The sequence below is a fragment of the Tunturiibacter empetritectus genome (assembly GCF_014201375.1).
Lineage (GTDB): Bacteria > Acidobacteriota > Terriglobia > Terriglobales > Acidobacteriaceae > Edaphobacter > Edaphobacter lichenicola_D.
In genome coordinates this window covers 107,876-130,485 of sequence record NZ_JACHDZ010000002.1, presented here as the reverse complement: position 1 = coordinate 130,485, position 22,610 = coordinate 107,876, and the positions used below count along the sequence as shown (strand labels likewise).

15 protein-coding genes, 1 tRNA gene and 1 pseudogene are annotated in these 22,610 nt (G+C 59.2%); 8 read left to right on the top strand and 9 right to left on the bottom strand.

The window, feature by feature from the left end; all coding sequences use genetic code 11:
- Positions 1 to 154 precede the first annotated feature (154 nt).
- On the bottom strand, positions 155 to 1,648 hold the full coding sequence (locus HDF10_RS06585) for a UbiA family prenyltransferase (RefSeq protein ID WP_183811803.1): 1,494 nt from the start codon (positions 1,646 to 1,648) through the stop codon (positions 155 to 157).
- Between the two features lie 190 nt (positions 1,649 to 1,838).
- Between HDF10_RS06585 and HDF10_RS06580 the strand changes: the two genes are divergently transcribed.
- From HDF10_RS06580 to HDF10_RS06570, 3 genes are all read left to right on the top strand, one after another.
- Positions 1,839 to 3,224 (top strand): efflux RND transporter periplasmic adaptor subunit, encoded by a 1,386-nt coding sequence (locus HDF10_RS06580; RefSeq protein ID WP_183811801.1) that lies wholly within the window; start codon positions 1,839 to 1,841, stop codon positions 3,222 to 3,224.
- Positions 3,221 to 6,379: a multidrug efflux RND transporter permease subunit gene (locus tag HDF10_RS06575; protein WP_183811799.1), complete on the top strand. Its 3,159-nt coding sequence runs from the start codon at positions 3,221 to 3,223 to the stop codon at positions 6,377 to 6,379. Before HDF10_RS06580 ends, HDF10_RS06575 begins: the two co-directional genes overlap by 4 nt.
- Positions 6,380 to 6,559: 180 nt before the next feature.
- Complete coding sequence (locus tag HDF10_RS06570) at positions 6,560 to 9,892, top strand: efflux RND transporter permease subunit (protein WP_183811797.1); 3,333 nt, start codon at positions 6,560 to 6,562, stop codon at positions 9,890 to 9,892.
- A gap of 140 nt (positions 9,893 to 10,032) precedes the next feature.
- Here the strand turns inward: HDF10_RS06570 and glgP are convergent, their stop codons facing one another.
- The 4 genes from glgP to HDF10_RS06550 all read right to left on the bottom strand — a co-directional run bounded on the left by glgP (position 10,033) and on the right by HDF10_RS06550 (position 15,487).
- The gene (glgP, locus tag HDF10_RS06565) at positions 10,033 to 11,829 is read right to left on the bottom strand and encodes an alpha-glucan family phosphorylase (protein WP_183811796.1); all 1,797 of its coding nucleotides are present in this window, start codon (positions 11,827 to 11,829) and stop codon (positions 10,033 to 10,035) included.
- 195 nt (positions 11,830 to 12,024) lie between these two features.
- Positions 12,025 to 13,395: a pyridoxal phosphate-dependent decarboxylase family protein gene (locus HDF10_RS06560; RefSeq protein WP_183811795.1), complete on the bottom strand. Its 1,371-nt coding sequence runs from the start codon at positions 13,393 to 13,395 to the stop codon at positions 12,025 to 12,027.
- A 6-nt stretch (positions 13,396 to 13,401) separates the two neighbouring features.
- A complete protein-coding gene (locus tag HDF10_RS06555; RefSeq protein ID WP_311732684.1) occupies positions 13,402 to 13,692 on the bottom strand; it encodes a hypothetical protein in 291 nt (96 codons plus the stop codon).
- A gap of 130 nt (positions 13,693 to 13,822) precedes the next feature.
- Complete coding sequence (locus HDF10_RS06550; protein ID WP_183811793.1) at positions 13,823 to 15,487, bottom strand: adenosine deaminase family protein; 1,665 nt, start codon at positions 15,485 to 15,487, stop codon at positions 13,823 to 13,825.
- A gap of 205 nt (positions 15,488 to 15,692) precedes the next feature.
- On the opposite strand from HDF10_RS06550, the gene HDF10_RS06545 reads away from it, so the two are divergent.
- From HDF10_RS06545 to HDF10_RS06525, 5 genes and pseudogenes are all read left to right on the top strand, one after another.
- Positions 15,693 to 15,767: transfer RNA gene (locus HDF10_RS06545), tRNA-Phe, on the top strand.
- A gap of 102 nt (positions 15,768 to 15,869) precedes the next feature.
- Positions 15,870 to 17,105, top strand: a complete 1,236-nt coding sequence (locus tag HDF10_RS06540) for a tyrosine-type recombinase/integrase (RefSeq protein WP_183811792.1) — start codon at positions 15,870 to 15,872, stop codon at positions 17,103 to 17,105.
- Positions 17,106 to 17,605: 500 nt separating this feature from the next.
- Positions 17,606 to 18,139 (top strand): MarR family winged helix-turn-helix transcriptional regulator, encoded by a 534-nt coding sequence (locus HDF10_RS06535; protein WP_183811791.1) that lies wholly within the window; start codon positions 17,606 to 17,608, stop codon positions 18,137 to 18,139.
- Entirely contained in the window at positions 18,084 to 18,374 is a 291-nt protein-coding gene (locus HDF10_RS06530; protein ID WP_183811789.1) for a hypothetical protein, read from the top strand. Before HDF10_RS06535 ends, HDF10_RS06530 begins: the two co-directional genes overlap by 56 nt.
- Before the next feature lie 65 nt (positions 18,375 to 18,439).
- A pseudogene (locus tag HDF10_RS06525) lies at positions 18,440 to 19,643 on the top strand (IS3 family transposase).
- Here the strand turns inward: HDF10_RS06525 and HDF10_RS06520 are convergent.
- From HDF10_RS06520 to HDF10_RS20860, 4 genes are all read right to left on the bottom strand, one after another.
- A complete protein-coding gene (locus HDF10_RS06520; protein ID WP_183811787.1) occupies positions 19,640 to 20,062 on the bottom strand; it encodes a YybH family protein in 423 nt (140 codons plus the stop codon). The pseudogene HDF10_RS06525 and the gene HDF10_RS06520 sit on opposite strands and share 4 nt — an antisense overlap.
- A gap of 276 nt (positions 20,063 to 20,338) precedes the next feature.
- The gene (locus tag HDF10_RS06515) at positions 20,339 to 21,178 is read right to left on the bottom strand and encodes a hypothetical protein (RefSeq protein ID WP_183811785.1); all 840 of its coding nucleotides are present in this window, start codon (positions 21,176 to 21,178) and stop codon (positions 20,339 to 20,341) included.
- 76 nt (positions 21,179 to 21,254) lie between these two features.
- Positions 21,255 to 21,872 carry a histidine phosphatase family protein gene (locus tag HDF10_RS06510; protein WP_183811783.1) on the bottom strand — a complete coding sequence of 206 codons (618 nt, stop codon included), beginning with the start codon at positions 21,870 to 21,872 and terminating at the stop codon, positions 21,255 to 21,257.
- The gene (locus tag HDF10_RS20860) at positions 21,869 to 22,546 is read right to left on the bottom strand and encodes a KH domain-containing protein (RefSeq protein ID WP_260177701.1); all 678 of its coding nucleotides are present in this window, start codon (positions 22,544 to 22,546) and stop codon (positions 21,869 to 21,871) included. The genes HDF10_RS06510 and HDF10_RS20860 overlap by 4 nt, the downstream gene beginning before the upstream one ends.
- Positions 22,547 to 22,610: the final 64 nt, after the last annotated feature.

The following is a 22,610-nucleotide window of genomic DNA, read 5'->3' as shown; positions in this document are numbered from 1 at the left end:
GGGCACCCGATCATTTGCGGATGGGCGCTAGAGAGCGGAGAGGACGATCGTTGGACGGTGTTTGACTGCCAGGCAGGGAAAGGTTATACATTCCCACCCGATCGTCCGCAGGATGACGAAAAAAAAACACTCAGCAGCAGCAGCGAGGTTTTTACTAGAGGGCGGAGAGGACGATGAGGGCTACGAGGACGCCCATGAGGAGGCTGCGGCGGTCGGTGATGGCGTAGACGACGGGGTCTTCGTTGAGCTGACCGCGAGAGGCCAGAAGCCAGAGACGCATGATCCAAAGGATAAGGACGGGAACGAGAAGCCAGAGTCGCCGGGTGTGTTGGTAGAGCTGAGCCGCATCGAGAGTCGAAATGTAGAGGGTGAGGACGACGACGGAGGCGAAGCCGCTAGCGGAGCCGAAGCTGCGAAGCTGCTCGATGTCGGAGACGTGGTAGCCGCGGCCTCCGACGGTGGAGCCGCCGCGCTCGCTGAGGTTTTCGAGCTCGGCGAAGCGTTTGACCAAAGCGAGCGAGAGAAAGAAGAAGATGCTGAAGCTGCCGAGCCAGGTGGATACGGGCACGCCCGAGGCAGCGGAGCCGGCGATGATGCGAATGGTGTAGAGGCCGGAGAGGACGATGACGTCGACCAGGACGGAGCGCTTGAAGCGCAGCGAGTAGGCGAGTGTGGTGACGAGGTAGATGCCGAGCCACTCGAGGAAGTAATGCGGCTTAATGAGGGAGACGAGTTGAGGCGACAGGGCGGCGATGACACGGGGCACTGACAGCGCCAGAACGAGAGAGGCGGCCAGCAAGAGGATGACTACGATGACGCCGGAGAGGGCGGAGAGGTCGCCTGAGGCGAAGGGACGGCGGCGCTTGCGGGGGTGCTGGCGGTCGGCTTCGAGGTCGAGCAGGTCGTTGACGATGTAGGTGGCGGAGGCGCAGAGGCCGAAGCTGAGAAAGGCGATTGCTGCTGCTGCGAGGACGCCAGGGGCCCAGGCGTGGGCGAGGAGGAGGGGCAGGAAGATGAGGACGTTTTTGGCCCACTGATGGAGGCGGATGGCTTTGGGCCAGGCTTTGAGGGGGGAGACGGTCTCGTCGAAGGTGCGGGCGGGGGTGACGCCGGCTTTGCGGAGGGCGGTGCGGAGGGCAGGGGTGGGGTTGGCGACCATGGGCTCCCTGCAGCTTTCGAGGAGGGGGAGGTCGGGCATGGCGTTGCCGATGTAGGTGAAGTTGTCGCCAAAGTGGGAGCGGAAGGCGGCGAGCTTGTTTTTGCCGGCGAGGTTGAGCTGGCCGTCGGAGGCGAGAACCCCGGTGAAGAAGCCGAGGTGGGCGGCGACGCGGCGGGCGGTGTCGGCGTCGGCTGCGGTGGCGAGGTAGATGGGGCGGCCGGTGGAGTGCTGCTGCTGAAGATATTGAAGGAGTTCGCGGTTGTAGGGGAGATGGGCGACGTCGAGCTGGACGGTGGCGGCAAGGTGGCGCTTGAGGGCGGCTTTGCCCTGGAGGAGCCAGGAGGGGAGGTTGAGGAGGGCCAGGGGGTGGTGGCGGGCGACGGCAAGGGCGGAGTCGTGCAGGGTGTCTGACTTGACGAGGGTACCGTCGAGGTCGACGCAGAGGACGGGGAGGGCTGCGGTGTCGATTTCAGTGGCCTGTTGAGGCAAAAGTGTCCTTTCGTACGTCTAACCCAATATTCGAATATGGTGCATCTCCTTGCACAGTCATTCGGCCTGGCGGCAGCGGAATGAAGGTGCTTGGATGACCAAGGTCATTATCATTTATTCTTAGATATCTGGCACAGTATTCCATTTGTTCGTGCAGTGAATTTTTCCCGAGAGAGCAGAGACCACCTCCATGCTGTCAACGCAAGTAAATGAGAGAGAACGACACGACGGGGCGGCGGTGGATGAGCCGCAGAGGAACACGCGCCAGGTAGAGCCGATTCCGGAGGAGCCGAAGGGGTCGCCGGCGCGGAAGTGGATTGTGGTGCTGGTGATTCTGGCGGTGGTGGGGGCGGCGGTGTGGAAGATCCGCCGGAACACGGCACAACAGACCGGCGTCCAGATGATGATGGCGGCGCAGGCGGACAGGCCGGCTCCGGTACAGGTTTCGTCGGTGCAGCAGAAGACGATGCCGATTTTTTTGACGGCGCTGGGGACGGTGACGGCGTACAACACGGTGACGATCAAGTCGCGTGTGGATGGGCAGTTGATGCAGGTGCCGGTACGTGAGGGGCAGGCGGTGCGGCAAGGGCAGGTGTTGGCCGAGATCGATCCGAAGCCATACCAGGCGGCGCTGGAACAGGCGCAGGGGCAGTTGGTGAAGGACCAGGCGAACGCGGTGAATGCTCGCGCGGAGGCGGCGCGGTATGAGGCGCTGCTGTCGGCTGGTGTGGTTTCGAAGGAGAGCCAGCAGGCGCAGGCTTCTACGGCGGGGCAGGCGGAGGGGTCGATTGCCTCGGACCGCGCGGCGATTGAGGCGGCGAAGGTGAATCTGGGGTATACGAAGATTTTTTCGCCGATCAATGGTGTGGTTGGGCTGCGGCAGGTTGATGCCGGAAATATTGTGCATGCAGCGGATACAAATGGATTGCTGGTGGTGACGCAGCTGCAGCCGATCGCTGTGATCTTTACGTTGCCGGAGGATCAGCTGCCGCAGGTTTTGAAGAAGACGCGCGCGGGCGACAAGCTGGTGGTGGAGGCTTATGACAGGGCTGCTGCGACACATCTGGCGAGTGGGAGTCTGCTGACGGTCGATAACCAGATTGATACGACGACCGGAACGGTGAAGGCCAAGGCCGTGTTTGAAAATAAAGATGGGGCGCTGTTTCCGAATCAGTTTGTGAATGTTCGGTTGATCCTGCAGGAGCAGAGGAATGCGGTGGTGATTCCAGCTTCGGCGCTGCAGACGGGAACGCAGGGGAACTTCGTCTATCTGCTGAAGCAGGGGCAGCCGCCGGCTGATCCGTTAGCGAAGAAGGATGCGGATGGGCCGACGATTGAGCTGCCGGAGAACAAGACGAACTTTTATGTTGTGGCGCAGACGGTGAACGTGCAATTGACCGAGGGGACGCAGGTGATCCTGAGCGGCGGCGTGAAGCCAGGAGACCAGATTGTGGTGGATGGGCAGGAGAAGTTGAAGAACGGAAGCAAGGTGTTTCCGAAGACTGTACCGGCGAAGGCTGGAGATGGAACGACTGCTGAGCTGGGTATGACGAGCAACGCGGGGCAGCCCTCGTGAGTCCTTCGAAGCCATTTATTCTTCGGCCTGTGGCCACCTCGCTTTTGATGGTGGCCATTTTGCTTGCGGGGTTTGTCGCGTATGAGCAGCTGCCGGTGTCGGCGCTGCCGCAGGTAGACTATCCGACGATTCAGGTGCAGACGTTTTATCCGGGGGCGAGCCCGGAGGTGATGGCGTCGTCGGTGACGGCTCCACTGGAGCGGCAGTTTGGGCAGATACCGGGGCTGAGCCAGATGACGTCGTCGAGTTCGGGTGGCGGCAGTGTGATTACGCTGCAGTTCGATCTGGCGGAGTCGATTGATATTGCGCAGCAGGATGTGCAGGCGGCGATCAATGCGGCGTTCAGCTATCTGCCGAAGGACCTGCCAAATCCGCCGGTGTATAGCAAGGTGAATCCTGCGGATGCGCCGATCATGACGCTGGCGCTGACCAGCGATACGCTGCCGCTGGCGAAGGTGGAGGACCTGGCGGATACGGTGATCGCGCAGAAGATCTCGCAGCTTTCGGGCGTGGGCTTGGTGTCGATCAATGGTGGGCAGAAGCCGGCGGTGCGGATTCAGGCGAACCCAACGGCGCTGGCTAACTATGGGCTGAGCCTTGAGGATATTCGTGCGGCGATCGGAACGACGAATGTGGATCAGGCGAAGGGAAACCTGAATGGGGCGAGCCAGTCGTATACGATCGGCGCGAACGATCAGCTGCCTTCGAGTGACGCTTATAACCATGTGATTGTTGCTTATCGGAATGGGTCGCCGGTGCGGCTGTCGGATGTGGCGAATGCGGTCGACAGTGCGGAGAACCTGTTTCAGGCAGCGTGGATGGGGACTGCGGCGCAGGCTGGTACGGGCGGGCAGCAGGCACACGAGGCGGTGTTGAGGCCGGCAGTGATTGTGAACATCCAGCGGCAGCCGGGGGCGAACATCATCGGCGTGGTGGATGAGGTGCAGAAGCTTCTGCCGCAGCTGCGGTCGACGATGCCGGCGACGGTACAGCTGCAGGTGCTGACGGATCGGACGAATACGATTCGGGCTTCGGTGAAGGATGTGCAGTTCTCGCTGGTGCTGACCATCGGGCTGGTGGTGATGGTGATCTTCCTGTTCCTGCGGTCGATTGCTGCGACGATTATTCCTTCGGTTGCGGTACCGCTGTCGATTGTCGGGACGTTTGGGGTGATGTACCTGCTGGGGTACAGCCTGAATAACCTGTCGCTGATGGCGTTGACGATCTCTACCGGGTTTGTGGTGGATGACGCGATTGTGATGATCGAAAACATTGCGCGGTTTCTGGAGCAGGGTGACTCACCGCTGGAGGCTGCGCTTAAGGGTTCGGAACAGATTGGGTTCACGATTGTTTCGTTGACGGTGAGCTTGATTGCGGTGCTGATTCCACTGTTGTTCATGGGCGATATTGTGGGTCGGCTGTTTCGCGAGTTTGCTGTAACGCTGGCGGTTACAATTCTGGTCTCGGCACTGGTTTCGTTGACGTTGACTCCGATGATGTCGGCGAAGCTGCTGCGGCATACGCCGGAGAGCGAGCAGAATGCGTTCTACAAGAAGAGCGAAGAGTTTTTCGAGTATGTGATTGCGAAGTATGCGGTGGGTGTGCGGTTTGTGCTGCGGCATCAGACGATGACGCTGCTGGTGACGCTGGCTACGTTTGCGCTTACGGTGTATCTGTTTTTGATTGTGCCGAAGGGGTTCTTCCCGGTGCAGGATACCGGGGTGCTGCTGGGGATTACGGAGGCTCCGCAGACGATCAGCTTCAACGCGATGAGCTCGCGGCAGCAGGCGCTGGCGAGGATTATTCTGCAGGACAAAGATGTTGAGAGCGTTTCGTCGTTCATTGGGATCGATGGGACGAACTCGACGTTGAACAGCGGGCGTATTCAGATCAATTTGAAGGATCGGGAGCAGAGGAGCTCTACTGCGCTCGAGGTGATTCAACGGCTAGAGCCGAAGGTTGCAGCGGTGGATGGGATTCAGTGCTTCCTGCAACCGCTGCAGGATCTGACGGTGGAAGACCGCGTTAGCCGGACGCAGTATCAATATTCGCTCGAGGACGCGAACGTTGACGAGCTGGCGATGTGGACCGGCAGGCTGGTCGCGAAGCTCAACCAGATTCCGATCTTGAGCGATGTGGCGAGCGATCAGCAGATGAGCGGGCTTGAGGCGCAGCTGGTGATCGATCGTGATACGGCTTCGCGACTGGGGATTACGCCGCAGAATATCGACGACACGCTGGATGACGCGTTTGCGCAGCGGCAGGTTTCGACGATCTTTACGCAGCAGAACCAGTATCATGTGGTGCTGGAGGTGGCTCCGAAGTACCAGCGGAATCCGGCGGCGCTCGATAACATTTACGTGAAGAGTTCGAACGGAACGCAGGTGCCGCTGTCGACGTTTACGCACTTTGAAGAGAAGCCCACAGCGCTTGTGATCAATCACCAGGGACAGTTCCCTGCTGTGACGATCTCGTTCAATCTGGCGCCGGGCAAGTCGATTGGTGATGCGGTGGATGCGGTGAACAAGGCCCAGGCAGAGCTGAATATGCCGCCGAGCGTGAAGGGGGAGTTCCAGGGTTCGGCGAAGGCTTTTGAGTCTTCGATTGCGAATGAGCCGATTCTGATCCTGGCGGCGCTGATCGTGGTTTATATCGTGCTGGGTGTTTTGTACGAGAGCTATATCCATCCGATTACGATTCTTTCGACGCTGCCCTCTGCTGGCGTTGGCGCGATTCTGGCGCTGCTACTGTTCCATGTGGATCTGAGTGTGATTGCGCTGATCGGAATTATTCTGCTGATCGGGATTGTGAAGAAGAACGCGATTATGATGATCGACTTTGCGCTGGAGGCCGAGCGCGAACAGGGGATGACGCCGACGGAGGCGATCTATCAGGCTTGCCTGCTGCGGTTTCGGCCGATCATGATGACGACGATGGCGGCGCTGCTGGGCGGGCTGCCGCTGGCGTTGGGTACGGGCACGGGAAGTGAGTTGAGGCGGCCGCTGGGAATCACGATTGTTGGCGGGCTGATTGTGTCGCAGGTGTTGACGCTGTTTACGACGCCGGTGGTTTATCTGTTCTTCGACCGGATTGCGCGCAGGTCGCGGCGGACGAAGGATGTGGAGTTGCATGCGCACGCGATGTCGGGGGATTGAATGTCTTTGGCTGATTCAACATTTTTGTCTGAGACAGGAAGGCATACCCCAGGGGCTAAAGCCCCCCGCTTCGCGGGCGGGATAGAGGGCCAAGGCTAAAGCCTTGGCTTACCTAGAAGCAACGGCTAGAACAAGAGAAGAAGAAACGGCTAGAAGCAAAGGGTAATGGATTAGGGGACTATGCATTTTTCAGCACCATTTATTCGGCGGCCGGTAGCGACGTTTCTGTTGTCGCTGGCGGTGATTCTGGCGGGTGCGGTGGCCTATACGCTGCTACCCGTGGCCAGTCTGCCGCAGGTGGAGTTTCCGGTGATCTCGGTGGGTGCGAATTTGCCGGGCGCCGATCCGGAGACGATGGCCTCGTCTGTGGCAACACCGCTGGAGCGGCAGTTCTCGAAGATTGCCGGCGTCAACGAGATGACGTCCTATTCTTCTACTGGCGTGGTGGGGATTACGCTTCAGTTCGATCTGACGCGCGATGTGAATGGGGCGGCGCGGGATGTGCAGGCGGCGATCAATGCGGCGCGGAGTCAGCTGCCAGCGAATCTGCCGAGTAATCCTGGGTACTACAAGGTGAATCCGGCGGACTCGCCGATCATGATTATCGCGCTGACGTCGGACACGATGAACGTGCCGCAGCTGTACGACGCGTGCGACAGTATTCTCGCGCAGAAGATCGCGCAGATACCGGGTGTGGGGCAGACCTTCTGCGGGGGGAGCGCGAAGCCTTCGGTGCGGATTGAGGCGAACCCGATGCAGCTGGCGCACTATGGCGTGGGGCTGGAGGCTCTGCGGGCGGCGATCGGCACGGTGAATGTGAATCAGCCGAAGGGATATCTGCAGGATGACACGCGGCGGTGGAGTGTCAGTGCGACGGATCAGTTGTTTGGCGCGGCAGCATATGCTCCGCTGATTGTGGCGACCGATCGCGGGCCGGTGAGTTCGGCGCCTGCGAGCACGGGGTTGCCTGCTTCGGTGGCGAGTGCGTTGACGAGCAATCCGCAGGCGGTGAATGGAGGCGCGGGTTCGACTGGCGCCGGAACTGCTGCGAATGCGGCCGTGGCGAACGGCTCGACGGCGGCTGTCGCTTCGCCTGTCGTTGCGAGTACCGGGATGGGTGCCGGGCCAGGAACTGCGCATGGTGTGGTGCGGATTCAGGATGTGGCGAATGTCGTCAACAGCGTTGAGGATGTTCATGCTACCGGTGTGTTCAACGGCAAGCCTGCGATTCTTGTGATCGTGTTCAAGACCTCGACGGCGAACGTGATCGAGACTGTGGACAACGTGAAGAAGATGCTTCCTCTGCTGGAGGCGTCGATTCCGCCGGCGATTACGGTGCATGTGGCTCTCGACCGGACGACGACGATTCGCGCTTCAGTGAAGGATGTGACACGGACGCTGGTGATCTCGATTCTGTTGGTGATCCTGGTGGTGTTTCTGTTTTTGCGGGAGGTGCGGTCGACTTTGATTCCAACAGTCGCGGTGCCTTTGAGCCTGCTGGGGACGTTCGCGGTGATGTACCTGTTGGGATATACGCTGGATAATCTTTCGCTGATGGCGCTGACGATCTCGACGGGATTTGTGGTCGATGATGCGATTGTGGTGATTGAGAATATCAGCCGTCATCTTGAAGCTGGGATGTCGCCGTACCAGGCTGCGATGTTGGGATCTAAGGAGATTGGATTTACGGTGGTGTCGATGAGCACGTCGCTGATTGCGGTGTTCATTCCGATTCTGCTGATGGGTGGGATTGTGGGGCGGCTGTTTCGCGAGTTTGCGGTGACGCTGTCAGTGGCGATTATGGTGTCGCTGGTGGTGTCGCTGACGACTACGCCGATGTTGAGCGCGAAGTATCTGGAGCCGCATGGCAGGCGGGAGCATGGGTGGTTCTATCGCTCGGGCGAGCGGGCGCTGGCGTGGCTGGCGGCGGAGTATGAGCTGGGGCTGCGCTGGGTGTTGAAGCATCAGAGGCTGGTGCTGGTGATTACGGTGCTGACGTTTGTGCTGAATGTTTATCTGTACATTCTGGTGCCGAAGGGATTCTTCCCGGAGCAGGATGCGGGACGTATCGGCGGGCAGGTGCAGGGGCAGCAGGATGTATCGTTCGCGCAGATGAAGAAGAATGTGCTGGCGCTGGCGGCGATTGCGGGGCAGGACCCAGGCGTTGAGGATGTTACGGCGTTTGCGGGTGGGCGCGGAAATTCGAACGGCGGCTTCATGTTCATGTCGCTGAAGCCGGATGCGGAGCGCAAGAAGAAGGGAGACACGGCGCAGGTGATCGTGAACAGGTTGCGGCCTAAGGTCAGCAACTTGCCTGGCGTGATTATGTATTTGCAGGCGTTTCAGGATCTGCGGATTGGCGGGCGGAATACGGCGACGGAGTATCAGTACACACTGACCGGAGACAACCTCAAAGAGTTGAATGAGTGGGGTCCGAAGCTGCAAGCTGCGATGGATCAACTGCCGCAGATTAAAGACGTTGCTACGGATCAACAGGCGCTGGGATTGCGGGGGCAGTTGGTGATCGATCGCGCGACTGCGAGCCGGTTGGGGGTGTCGCCGCTGACGATTGATTCGACGCTGTCGGGTGCGTTTGCGCAGACGCAGGTTTCGACAACCTACATGCCGCTGAATCAGTACCACGTGGTGATGGAGGTTGCGCCGCAGTTCCAGGAAGATCCGGATGCGCTGAAGAGTATCTACGTGAAGAGCACGACGGGGGCGATGGTGCCGCTTTCGGCGGTGACGCACTTTGAGGCGCAGAGGATTCCGCTGGCAGTGAATCACCAGGCGCAGTCGCCTGCTACTACGTTGTCGTTCAATCTTGCGCCGGGGGCTTCGCTGAGTCAGGCGACGCAGGCGATTCAGCAGGCTCGCGTTGATATTGGAATGCCTTCGGCGATTCATGGCGGATTTGCCGGGTCGGCACAGGCATTCAAAGATTCATTGAAGAGCGAGCCGTGGTTGATTCTGCTGGCGCTGGTCGCGGTCTATCTTGTGCTGGGGATTCTGTATGAGAGCTTCATTCATCCGTTGACGATTCTGTCTACCCTGCCTTCGGCTGGGGTGGGTGCGATTGTGGCGCTGCTGCTGTTCAAGGTGGACCTTAGCGTGATCGCGATGATCGGGATCATTCTGCTGATCGGGATCGTGAAGAAGAACGCGATTATGATGATCGACTTTGCGCTGGTGGCGGAGAGGCAGCATGGAAAGACGCCGCAGGAGGCGATCTTTGAGGCTTGTATGCTGCGGTTCCGGCCGATCATGATGACGACGATGGCGGCTCTGCTTGGCGGGTTGCCGTTGGCGCTTGGTCGTGGGGCGGGCAGCGAGATGCGGCGGCCGCTGGGGATCACGATTGTGGGTGGATTGATCGTGTCGCAGGCGCTTACGCTGTTTACTACGCCGGTGGTTTATCTGTTCTTCGATCGGGTGAGGGGCAGGTTCTCTCGGGGGGTGCGGGGACTACGGGCTGGGCGGCGACGGGTGGCAGAGGTTGTGGCTGGGGATTAGCGGTTTCTATGTCGACCGCTTCCCTTTGAGAAACCAAAAACAGTCAACGGCGTGCTGCACGCACGGCGCGATCTGCCATCGAGGCTGACGCGCCTTCGGCGCCTGCTTCCCCGTTGCCTGCTCGATACGATTTATTTCAGTTAGACGAGAGCGGGTTCGGCTACTACCGCGTCGGTGGAGCGGCGGTGCTCGAGGTAGCTGGTCTGGGTTGTGGAGAGCGGTGTGGGTGGGAAGTAGGAGTTTTTGAAGTACTGCGCCAGCATACGGTGGGTGTTGAAGAAGCTGCCGTTGATGGCAATACAGTGCCGCTGCATGTGCGCCCACGCGTGAGGGTTGGCGTACATCGGAGCGATCGACTCTTCGAGCTTTTCGTAGAGGCTGGTTGCTTCAGCAGCTTCGTCTTCGCCGTCTTCGATGGCCCAGCCAGTGGTGTTCTCGGCACAGCCTTCGATCCACCAGCCATCGAGGATGGAAAGCGAGGGAACGCCGTTGAGGGCGGCCTTCATGCCCGAGGTGCCGGAGGCCTCGTAGGGGCGGCGGGGCGTGTTGACCCAGACATCGACGCCTTGGGTGAGGAGAGCGCCCAGCTCCCAGTCGTAGTTTTCGATGTAGTAGATCTTGAGGGCTGAGGAGTTGAGCTTGGCGGCAGAGGCGAACACGTCGCGGATGAGGCCTTTGCCAGCGACGTCGGCGGGATGGGCCTTGCCGGCGTAGAGGATCTGGAGGCCGCCGATCTTTTCTGCGATCTCGACGAGGCGTTTGGGATCGTGCAGGAGCAGGCTGGCGCGTTTGTAAGTGGCGACGCGGCGGGCGAAGCCAAGGGTGAGGACGTTGGGGTTGAAGTGATGGCCGGTGCGTTTGGCGATGGCGCTGAAGAGACGCAGCTTGCCCTTGTTGTGAGCGGCGGCGATGCGGGCCGGGTCGATGCCGTAGACCGAGCGGAGGTACTGGTTGTCGGTGCGCCAGTGAGGGATCTCTTCGTCGAGAAGCTCCTGAAACTGGGGGGAGAGCCAGGTAGCGGCGTGAACGCCGTTGGTGATGGAGTAGACCTTGTAGCCGGGGAACATCTGCTGGGAGACCTTGCCGTGCTGCATGGCGACGCCGTTAACGAAGCGCGAGAAGCGCAGGGCGATGTAGGTCATATTCATGAGGCCGTTGTGGAGGCATCCGAACTGGTCGATGGCGGCGGCGCGGTCGTTGCCGAGAACCTGGTACATCTGGTCGACACCGAACTGATCGTGGCCGGCGGGGACCGGGGTATGAGTGGTGAAGACGCACTGCTGACGGACGAACTCGATGTCGGCTTCGGTTGCGTCTTTTAGTGGGGTGCCGGCGAGGCGGTCTTCGAGGAGGCCGATAGCGAGGAGGGCGGCGTGGCCCTCGTTCATGTGATAGACCTTCGGTTTACAGGCCAACGCGTCGAGTAAGGAGACGCCGGCGAGTCCTAGAACAGTCTCCTGACAAAGACGATAGTAGGTGTCTCCGCCGTAGAGGTGGTCGGTGAGGCGGCGGTCCCAGGGGTCGTTGCCTTCGACGTCGGTGTCGAGGAGGAAGACAGGGATGATGTGGCCGGTGACGCCGACGACGTCGAAGCGCCAGGCACGGACGAGAACCTGACGGCCCTGCATGGTGAGGGCGATGATCTGGTTGGCGCTGGGGAGGGTGGTCTCGGGGGACCAGGGGACGTCGGCTTCGGTCTGCTGGCCGATGTCGGAGAGCTTTTGGCGGAAGTAGCCACAGCGATGGACGAGCGAGATGGCGACCATGGGGGCGGCGGTGTCGGCTGCGGAGCGGAGGGTGTCGCCGGCGAGCATGCCGAGGCCACCGGAGTAGGTGGGGAGGGCCGGAGAGAGAGCTATCTCCATGGAGAAGTAAGCGATGGTGCGGTTGGAGAGATCGGGCGTCGTAACAGGGATGGGGGCGGAGGGAAGAGTCATGCGGTGGTTGATCCTTTTCTCATCCGATTTTGTATCTCGTCGCGACGATGGCCCAGGTTGCGATGACATGATTCCCTATCGGCGGGTGAGAGTGCGCTGCGAGATCCGAAAGAGATCGTTGGAGCTTGAAATTAACGCTGATTCTACCAAACGACTCTCCATCAAAAGATGGAACTCTGGTTACGTTTCCTCATGCTATCGGGTGATTGACCCGACTTGGCTGTCGGCAGCCGCCTGAAGGCGCTGCCATAAGTGGTCTAACCAAAGGAGATGTTCCGGCTTCATGAGGACGGATCGGAGGCAGGTGACTTTAATTTCAGCGTCGTTTGAGGGGGTATCTGGCCAGGTATTATGTGGAAAAAAACGTACCGGGAGTTTGGCGAGAGCGAGGTGGAGATCGTTCTTGGCGGCTTCGTCGAAGATCGACTGCGCTAGCGCCGAGGAGGCTTCCGGTGTGGGGGCATTGACGGCCCAGAAGACGATGTCGAGTTGTGGTGGGCTGGACGGGGCGAGGAAGTGGGGGGATTCGGTGAGGCGGCGGTGGAGTTCGAGGGCCGCGGTGTGGCCGGCTTCGAGTCCCTGGGCGAAGATGCCGCCGGGGATGTAGGGGAGGAGTTGCTGGGTCGCCCAAAGAGCGACGGCGGAGGCGCCGGCGCGCGAGCACTCGAGGGAGATCTCGCCGAGGTGGAGATCTTTCGAGGAGAAGTAGGTGTAAGGGGAGTCGTGCTTGTAGAAGCGGCCGACGGCTGGGTCGCGGAAGAGGATGGAGCCGCAGCCATAGGGCTGGAGGCCGTGCTTGTGGGGATCGATCACGATGGAATCGGCTTGGGGAATGGCGTCGAAGGCGGCGCGGGTCTCGGGGGAGAGGCTGGAAGCGAGGGTGAAGTAACCACCGTAGGCTGCATCGACGTGGATGCGGAAGTGGAATTTTTTCTGCAGGGTGAGGATCTGGTCGAGCGAATCGACCGAGCCGATGGCCGTTGTGCCTAGCGTAACGACGACGGTGCCGATGTTTTGGGTTTCGAGGAGATGCTCGAGGACGTGGAGGTCCATGCGGCCGCGGTCGTCGGAGGGGATGGCGAGGAAGGGCAGGCCGAGGACGCTTGAGATGCGGCTGTGCGTGTAGTGGGCCTGGTCGGAGGCGGCGATTGCCTTGCCTGGCGCGAGTTGGCCGGCGACCCAGAGGGCTTCGAGATTCGCGAAGGTGCCGCCGCTGGAGAGGTGGCCGAGATGCTGGGGCCAGTGAAACATCTTTGCGAGAGCGGCGACAGCTTCGATCTCCATGGCGGAGCTGGCGCGTCCGCCGTCGAGGGCGTGGTTGTTGGGGTTGACCGACATGGCCAGCGCGTAGGCGGCGCGGGCGATGGGGTGAGGCGGCTTGAGCATCTGGCCGGCGTAGAGAGGATGGGCGTAGGGATAGTTGTCGTGCAGGCGATCGGCCACCTGATGGAGGATGTCTGATGCAGCTTCGCCTAACGCGTGCGTGGGTGCGGGCGGCAGATGGGCGAAGCCTTCATCGAGGCGGCTCTGGGCTTCGGTGAGGAGATGGAAGATGTCGTATGTCATAGAACCCTAGTAGGCAGACCGAGTGACGAAACCTATCTTGATCATCAACCCGAGCACTGTTGCGAGAATGAGGGCAAACGTCGTCCACGCTGCGTAACTTCGCAGGCGCTTGGTTAAAGCCTCAATAACGAGAATAAGCGCGTAGAGGATAAACATAAGGACGAGTCCATCCGCCACGAAGTACCGAGTTACGGTAGGAGTAGTCACCGTAAGGCCCCATTGCAGATTTAACGGATGGGCAAAGCTGCCGATGACGAAAACTAACAGGAAGAGAACAAATTGAAGAAAAGTGGCCACTGCTTTTTTCATGGATGAACTCTCGGGTTGAGTCTAGTGCGATCTGTAGAAATGCCCTACAAAGATATGGGGCAATGTGCGACCAACGTTTGATGTGACGATGTTGATGTTCGGCGCATCTGAGGGCGCCCTAATTCAGATTGGATTCGAAGAGTTCGTAGCGGTGTTCGAGTTCCCACTGTTCGGCGGCTTTTTCGCTGGATTGAAGAAAGCTCAGGCAGTTTGGGGTTGGATTGGCGCTTCCTAAAGGCTGCCCGGCACAGGCTGCGACGGTTTTGCTGAAGACGTCGGGCTGCTGCCAGAGGCTGGGGCCGGGCAGGAAGTTGTGCTCGAGGCTGGTGCGGGCGGATTGTTTGAGGTCGAGGTAGGAGAGGTTGAAGTCCAATGCGGCGCGCGTGTACTCGTTGGTGAGATCGATGCGGGAGACACCTTCGTCGTCAGTGGAGAGAGCGATAGGAACGCCGGCGGCGCGATAGGACGGAAGCGGATGCCAGGGCGTGGTGACACCAAGGATAACGTCGTTCGAGGTGAGGTTGATCTCAACCATGATGTGGCGGTCGGCTAATTCTTTCAGCAGTGCTTGAGGCTCGTTTTCGTACATGACATCGACGCCGTGGCCGATGCGTTCGGCATGGCCAAGGTCGACGGCTTCGCGAATATGAAAGCGAAGACCATCGGGTGGGACGAGGCCAGGGGCAATCTCGCCGGCGTGGAGGGCGATGTGGACCTTGGGGTAGACGCTGTGAAGGTAGTCGAGCATCAACATCTGGCGGTGGTATTCGGACATGGACAGGTAGGCGTCTTCGGGCTGGACGAAGTTGAGGCCGACGACGCGCGGGTCGACTGAGGCGACCTCGAAGGCCAGCAGGGTCTGCGCGAAGACGTGCTGTGGGGGGAAGGCGCGGAGTACCTGGTAGAGAAAGCGGACCTTGACGGAGCAGGCTGATCGGGCGCTGGGCTGACCGCAGTTTTCGATGCGGTCACGAGCGTCAAGGGCGTCGTCTAACTGTTTGCGATCGACGGCAACCTCTTCACGGAGGCCTGCCTTGAGGAGGGTATCGCGGAGATGGCTGAGGTCTTCGCGGCTGGTGCCGGTGGCGTCGCCAGTGCGGTTTTGCGTGGGATCGGCAGGGGTAGAGGGCCAATCAATGTTCGAGACGATCTTCGAGAGGTCGGTGAAGATGGGTGTCTCCATGACCTCCAGGTATTGCTCGTTCTGAGCGGCAGCGCGAGTGGCGACTTCGTCGAGCCATTCTCCAGTGTGGGATTTGTTGAGACTGCGGAAGCGGTCGAAGGTGGCGAAGAACTGATCGTGTCCGCTGACGCCTGCGCTGGGAACGAAGGCGCGCATGGAGAAGGAATCGACGAGAGCGTCGTAGAGCTTCTGGTCTTTGAAGGCGTCCTCGGCGCGGACATTGCCCTCGCCACAGACGGGCTGCGGAGGGATGCTGCGGGTGGTACCGATCGGCTTGATGAAGCTGTGGGTGGTGGGTTCGACGCAGAGAAGATCGGTGGTGCCATCCTTAATAAAGGTCTCGGCGTAGATGGCGCCTGCGAGATGCATGTGCAGGTCCGCGCCTTTGGGCATGCGGGTGAGGAAGGCGTTGAGTTGGAGAGGGCTTTGCCTTGCGGTGTTGAAGGCCTTGATAGCCCGCTGTTCGCGTGGCGTGGGAGTCGCGGCGGTTCCCTTCGCAAAGACAGATGCGGCCGGTGATGCTGCGATTTGCGCGTGAGCAGCGGTGACGAAACAAAGGAGAAATGATGCAGGCGTGATGCTTTGGAGACGACGGAGCATGGGCGTCCTTGAAGTTCGAATGATGAGAAAGGATAGCGCGAGACGGGTGAGTTGGCGGTATGGCTCGGGATTGCTATACTTAGAATGCGTTTGCGTTGCTGGCTCCCCCGCCGGCGACGGGCTCCCCTGAAAAGCCGGGGCGACAGATGTAGCATTAGCGCGCGGCGGTTCTTGGCGATCCCCGATCACAGGCGTTCCATGCCAAGGCCAGATAGCTCAGTGGTAGAGCGCGGCCCTGAAAAGGCCGGCGTCGGCGGTTCGATCCCGTCTCTGGCCACCATTTTATTACCTTATAAATCATAGACTTAGAGGCGGCGCGGGCGAACTGTACCAACTTTGTACCGCCACCTGAGTTAACCTCGTTATACGGAGGTTGCTTCCGATGCTCCATATCTATACTCGTCACGCCGCCGACTGCGGCCACGCCAACGACACCCAATGGCGGCGCTGCCGCTGCCCCAAATGGCTCCGCGGCGTCCTGTCTAATGGAGATGCCATCCGCGAGTCTGCCGGAACGCGAAGCTGGGAGCAAGCGGAACGAAATGCCCGCAAGAAGGAAGCTGAGTCCGATCCCACTCGCGTGGATCAAGCGCGGCCCCGTCGTGCGACCGTTCAAGATGCGATCCGCATGTTCCTCGAAGACGAAGAGGCTCGTGGGCTGGAGCACTCGTCCCGTAAGAAGTCGCGGACCCTTTTCGAGCGCCAGTTCCTTCCCTTCTGCGAAGCTCGCAAGTTCGTCCATATCGATCAAATTGTGCCCGTCGATCTGACCGAGTTCCGCTCCACCTGGAACAACGGCGATGTGACCACGCACCGCAAGCATGAGCGGATGCATTCCTTTTTCGCCTTCTGCGTAGCGAATGATCTGCGGCGCAAGAATCCGATGGATGCACTCAAGAAACCAAAGACGCCGAATGTCGTGCCTACCGATTACTTCCTGCCTAAAGAATTCGAGCAGATCGTCGCTGCCACAGAGAAGTACGAATACGGCGGTGGCAACGACAATCAGCATCGCAGTCAGCGGCTCCGCGCGCTGACGCTGCTGATGCGGTGGTCAGGACTTGCTATCCTCGATGCCACATCGCTGGAACGGGAGCGGCTCTCGAAGAATGAGAACGGCGACAATCAGATCTTCCTCTACCGCGCCAAGACCGGCGTACCCGTCAACGTCGTCATCCCGAACGAGGTCGGAGAGGCACTCCGGACGCTGCCGAACTCACATCCGAGCTACTTCTTCTGGTCGGGCAATGGAGATCCGCGTAGCGCGGCGAAGGCGTTCCAGCGATCGTACTGGAAGCTCTTCAAGTTGGCAGACATTCAGAAGCCTGATGGAACTCCGAAGCGGTGCCATCCGCATATGTTCCGCGACACCTTCGCCGTCGAGCTGCTGCTCGCCGGCGTGCCTATCGATCAAGTCTCGCTTCTGTTGGGACACTCCAGCGTGAAGATCACGGAACGCCACTATGCACCCTTCTGCAAAGCTCGGCAGGAACAGCTTGCAGCTTCCGTAAAGCTGGCTTGGAAGAAGCCAACTCAATCGCTTCAGAAGAAGAGAGCTTCATCCTCGAAGAAGCATGCAAGACGGCAGGATTCAGCTAGCGTCAAGAAATCAGCGTGACGAGCTGATTAGCGCTCCAGGCAAATTGGGATGGTTGCGAGGCCCTGCAAGCTCACGAATTTGCTCGTAATCTCGTTCAGTCGATCCGTGGTATCAGTTATGGATTTGAGAAGAAAGCGCCGAGTGCAACGAGGTGAAACGTGTCTTACCCAGATCGATGCCAACCGAGTGTATCTGCATGTCGATGATCCTCCTTGTCAGAAACAGCACCACGGTCCCTCTATGGAGGCAGAGGAATCTATGGCGGCCGGGGAATCAAGAGGCCGACCATCTCATTAGTCGGCTGTAGAAGGCAATCAGAAGAGGGAGAACCTTTCTATACTTGCAGTATTCCTCGGAGACCGGCAAGCCATTTCTTCTCACTTCTAAATCAAAGATGTCAAAGTAGTTAGTTCAAGCTGCGGGTCAAGGTCGCGCAATACGGTCTTACACTCGCAGTTAAGAAACCCGCCAGCGATACAGAACTGGATTAGCCGAACAGAGACCAGAAAGGGTGAATCATGAGTAATGTTGCATCTGCTCTCGAAGAGGAGACGGGCCGATTTCTGGCTGCCTGGATGCACGTCCGCCAGGTGGTGCAAGCTGCCAACTTTAATCGGTTTCATCGTGCTGGGTTGAGCGCGACTCAGTTCATGACCTTGAACGTCATTCCGGACGAAGGGTTAACCCTTACGCAGCTTGCGCAGAAGCTAAACCTTAGCCCTGCCTCGCTGAAGATTACTGTCGATTCGCTGGAAGATCGTGGCTTGGTGCTGCGGCGAAAAAGCGATCAGGATGCCCGTAAAGTGGACATCCTGAACACAAAAGAAGGAACGCGTCTCAAGAACACCGCGTCTGGAGAATTCCGTCGCTTCATGGCCGAACTGTTTACGGCGATGTCTGGAACTGAAAGACAAGGGCTACTGACCGGCCTGGAGCGGATGGTCGAGCTGAGTCCGCTGCAGAACGGAGACAATTTGCAGGAACTGACTGCTCCCCATGCTGATGCCGCTCCTCGGGCGAAGCGTAGTTCTCGGCGATCTGTTGCGGGGTGATCTCGATGGCGCTGTTCTGCTGGATCATTTCTGCGATCTCGTTATCGGTCTTGCCGCGCTTGCGCAACGACTCAATCTCATCGCTGATCATGCCGACGAAGGCTTGGATCGGAAACTGTTCCGGTCCGAGTCCGGCGGCCGAACGGAGAGCTTTCTGGGCTTTGATGGCTTCTTCAACAGGGTACATCTTGGGTTTGCTCATGTTGGCCTATCCTTTCGTACTACGAATGAATAGTAGCACTGGAGTGCCCGGCTTGAAATGTGCCAGTGGAGAAGAGAGACAATGGACAAGGAGAGCATATGGGACGAGGCAAGAAGTACCAGCCTGAGCAGGTGGTAAATCTGTTGCGGCAGATCGAGGTAGCGATCGCGAACGGGAAGACGACTGCTCTGGCGTGTAAGGAAGCCGGTATCGTGGAGCAGACGTACTTCCGCTGGCGTAAGGAGTACGGTGGGCTGCAGGTGGATCAGGCGAAGCGGCTGAAGGAACTGGAGCAGGAGAACTCCAAGCTGAAGCGTCTGGTCGCGAACCTGAGCCTGGATAACCTTGTGTTGAAGGACTTCGCCTCGGGAAACTTCTAAGCCCTGGGCGACGACGCATCGCTACAACTCATGCGCAGCAGAAGCATGGGATGACGGAGCGCAGGGCGTGCCGGTTGGCCAACCAGCCGCGCGGCACACAGCGCTATCGTGCGATGCGGTGTGAAGACGAAGATGCACTCACGCAGGCGATCATCCAGCTTGCCAGCCAGTACGGTCGTTACGGATATCGCCGCATCACGGCGTTGCTGAAGCGAGCTGGCTGGGGGTGGGTAAGGACCGCGTGGAGCGTATCTGGCGTCGCGAGGGGCTGAAGGTACCGCAGAAGCAGAAGCCACGAGGACGACTGTGGCTCAACGACGGCTCGTGTGTACGGCTCAGACCGACACATCGCAACCACGTGTGGAGCTACGACTTCGTCAGCGCGCGGACGCATGATGGTCGCAGCGTACGGCTTCTCAACCTGATCGATGAACATACGCGCGAGAGCCTGCTCGTGCGTGCAGAACGCCGCTGGTCCACCGCCAGAGTCATCTCTGCACTGGCTGATGTCATGGTGCTGAAAGGAGTGCCGGAACATCTTCGATCGGACAACGGGCCGGAGTTCGTAGCTAAGGACCTACGAAAATGGCTGGCCAAGACAGGAGCAAAGACGTTGTACATCGAGCCTGGCTCTCCCTGGGAGAACGGTTACTGCGAGAGCTTCAACTCCAAGCTCAGGGACGAGTTCCTGAACGGCGAGATCTTCTACTCGATGAAAGAACTGCGCGTGCTGGCCGAACGATGGCGCGTCCACTACAACACGATCCGGCCACACTCCTCGCTGGGCTACAGGTCACCGGCACCGGAAGCATGGCTGACATCCAACACGGGGCATGGAGAAGTGGAAACCGCTACGCGCTTCCCACTTCTCCACACCCCCGACGGCGGCTACTTGAACTCAGAGATAGCTGCGTTACACTAACTCATCCAACGGCACAAAAGATCGGGCACTCCACCCCGACCGTCAAAGGGTGGTTTTCCGCCCGGCAACGAGACAACCTGATGTTCATCACACCACTCAGAAGCCCAGTTGCCATCGCCTTCAGCGGGAGAACACTGGAGTTCGAACTTTTCCATCTTTGCGTTTTGGAGCTGCGCGGTAACCCTGTCGAGGAAGGCTGCGATCGCAGCCTTCCCAACCAGAGGGTTTGTGGAGGGCAGCAAACTGATTCCTTCGTCTGCCCAAAGCGACATTACATCGGCGTTGTTCATTCGTTTGGTCGCATCTTCGAGTCTTCGATTGAACGCTGTGATTTCAGTTTGGAACCCTGAGGAGACTGCTTGCGCGGACGATACGTCGGTGATCGTTAGAAAGAAAAGAGCGACCAGCAATACACGCATAAGATCATCCTCGAGTTCTGGAGATGGAAAGCATAATGCTTAATCAACGTTGGGAAACTTTGCGAGAGTTCTTATGCTCCTCTGCTCCCTCTACTGTCCACGATCCTTACTGCTACCCCGGCACCGACGTGCTCATCAACAAGCTCGGCATTAGGGACAAGCACGCCCTGGAGATCGCGGAGACCGAGATCGGAACTCTAAGAACGCTCCGCTCATCCTGTCCGGCTTATCGGCTTTGAAAGGTTGAGTAGCTTGCCCCTCACCTTCCTGTTCAACTTACTGCTTAGTCAGCGTGCCACTTTGAAAAACTCCATGGCACTTTCCTTCGACTGTTCCAAGGGCGTTAAGGATTATTTCGGTCTCGCTCGCATCGTTGAGATACCCCAAGCCAAGAACCGTCGATCCGTCGTCCATGGTGAACTGCAGGATTAATTGATCTCCGGAAAGAAGAGAAAGAAAACTTGGACTTGACGTCTTTCCCTGCATCGAACAGGCTGCATTTTGGATCGTGATCGTCCCATTGAGCGGAACGTAGAAGGTGGAATGGGTGGGGGTAGTACGCTCCACTGCAGGTTGCTGCGCGATCTGAATACTGACTTTGCTGCTACTCGCGTTTCCGGAAACAGAGCCGACATAGGTTCCACTCACCGGCGGCAGGGAGACAGCTTGAAAGCTTCCTGCCTGGTTTACCCCACAGGTTGAGTTGGTACCGCCGTTTGACAGAGTGTAGCTTCCGGTCCAGGACAGATCGCCCTGCCGGGGAACTCTTCCTTGAATAGAAATGTGAACAAGTCCTGGCAGGGGAGGCGTCGAAGGCGGCGGAAAGGCATCTGTAAGTTGAAAGGTCCCATCGCCGGCAATGGTCCCGGCGAGAGAAAAGCCGCCCCCGGCGGTGAAGAAGGATCCGGTACATTGGGTATCCATCGATCCCGCCGCCAGAATCTGCGATCCATTGACCAGAAGACTCATTGACAGCTGCGGGAACTGTTTGGCCGAACGGCTTCCGGCAAGCTGCCAATTTCCGTCCAGAGTCATAGGGGCGAGGGCAGGACCTCCTCTCCCGCATCCATTCAGAACAAAGACAGAGAATACAAGCGCCACAAGTGTCTTCTTCACAAGGCCCGACCTTCGTTTCCGATCGAATAGTACCAGCCAAAAAGCGGCAAAGCGATAAACTTCTTCCTGTTGCCGCTTAGCAGGCTGCCGCGCGTGTAGCCTTCCAGCTTCCGTTGTTCCACTCCAGAGGCACCAGCTCCGCATTGCGGATGGCCGGGTTTCCCTTATCCCAGAACTGCCGCATAATCTCGTGATTGCTCAGGTCAGAGTCGATCACGATGGACTGTACCGCCTGGATGAACTGGCCATGACTGAAGACGAAGACCAAGGAGTCCTCCGCCATGCCGGCCAACCGTATCAAAGCTTCTTCGGCCCGGTAAAGCAGCATGGCGAAGCTCTCCGCCCCCTCCCCATCGCAATACTCCGGATCGGCCTCCGTCCAGTACCGCTCTAGGACCGGCATCCGTTCGGAGCTGAGAGTTCCATTCCAGCGACCCGGCTGGAGATAAGTGAACTCCTGAACCGGCCAGACCTCGACCGGTACCTCGGGAAACCGCTCGATGGTGGGCGCGGCAGTCTGCTGAGTCCCGAGATAAGGCGAAGTCACGATCAAGCTGGGTGTATCGGTCCAGCTCTTCGCCACTTCCCTGGCTTGTTGCCAACCAAGTTCGGTCAGCTCCGGAAGAGCAAGGTCGTGACAAGGGATGCCGGCGTTGCCGGTACTCTGCCCGTGGCGGATGAAGATCGTCCTCATGACCGGCCTGTCCGGGGGTGTTCTTCGAGGATCTCCAACGCGAATCGCTGCCGGAGTTTCATGCTGGCGCCCATGAGAATCGTGCGCAAGGAACGTGCGGTGCGACCGTGCTTGCCGATGAGCTTGCCCACATCTTCCTGCGCAACCTTGATCCGCAGGCTGGTCTCGTGGTTCTTCGTCACCGCCTGGATCGATACTGCACTGGCCTCCTCCACCAGACAGTGAACGATCCTACTTACCAGTGCGGTCATCGCTACGATGTTCTCCCTCTCCGGAGTGGATACCTGGTCTGCCATAGGGGTTAAGTGTACTTCGGAGGTACTCCAGGACCGTCTGTCCCCCGCGCGGCGCGACGTTCCTGAGCGGCGTCCTTCTGGCATCGGTCGGAACAATACAGAGTCGTTGAACGGAAGTTCCTGGCCTTCTGCTTCTTCGACCTGTCCGCAACGCTGGCAAGGCCGGTCGAGATGTAGAATGCGGGCGAGCTGCTGGGAGAGGTCGGCATGGCCGACATTGAACCGCCCGCAGTCATAGCAGGTATAGGCGAGGATAAGCTCTCCCGTCTTTTTACTGGCCCGCTCGGCCTCGATCTCGGCTTCGGCGAGCGAACGGAAAGCACGTTTGCCGTCGCAACTTTGGAAGTGGGCCGGGTTCTGCCAGGTGCTGGCACTCATGGTTTTTAGCCTACCTTCCCGGAATGACCAGCGCCCCGTTTCGGCCTGAGAGCTTCGGGTCAGG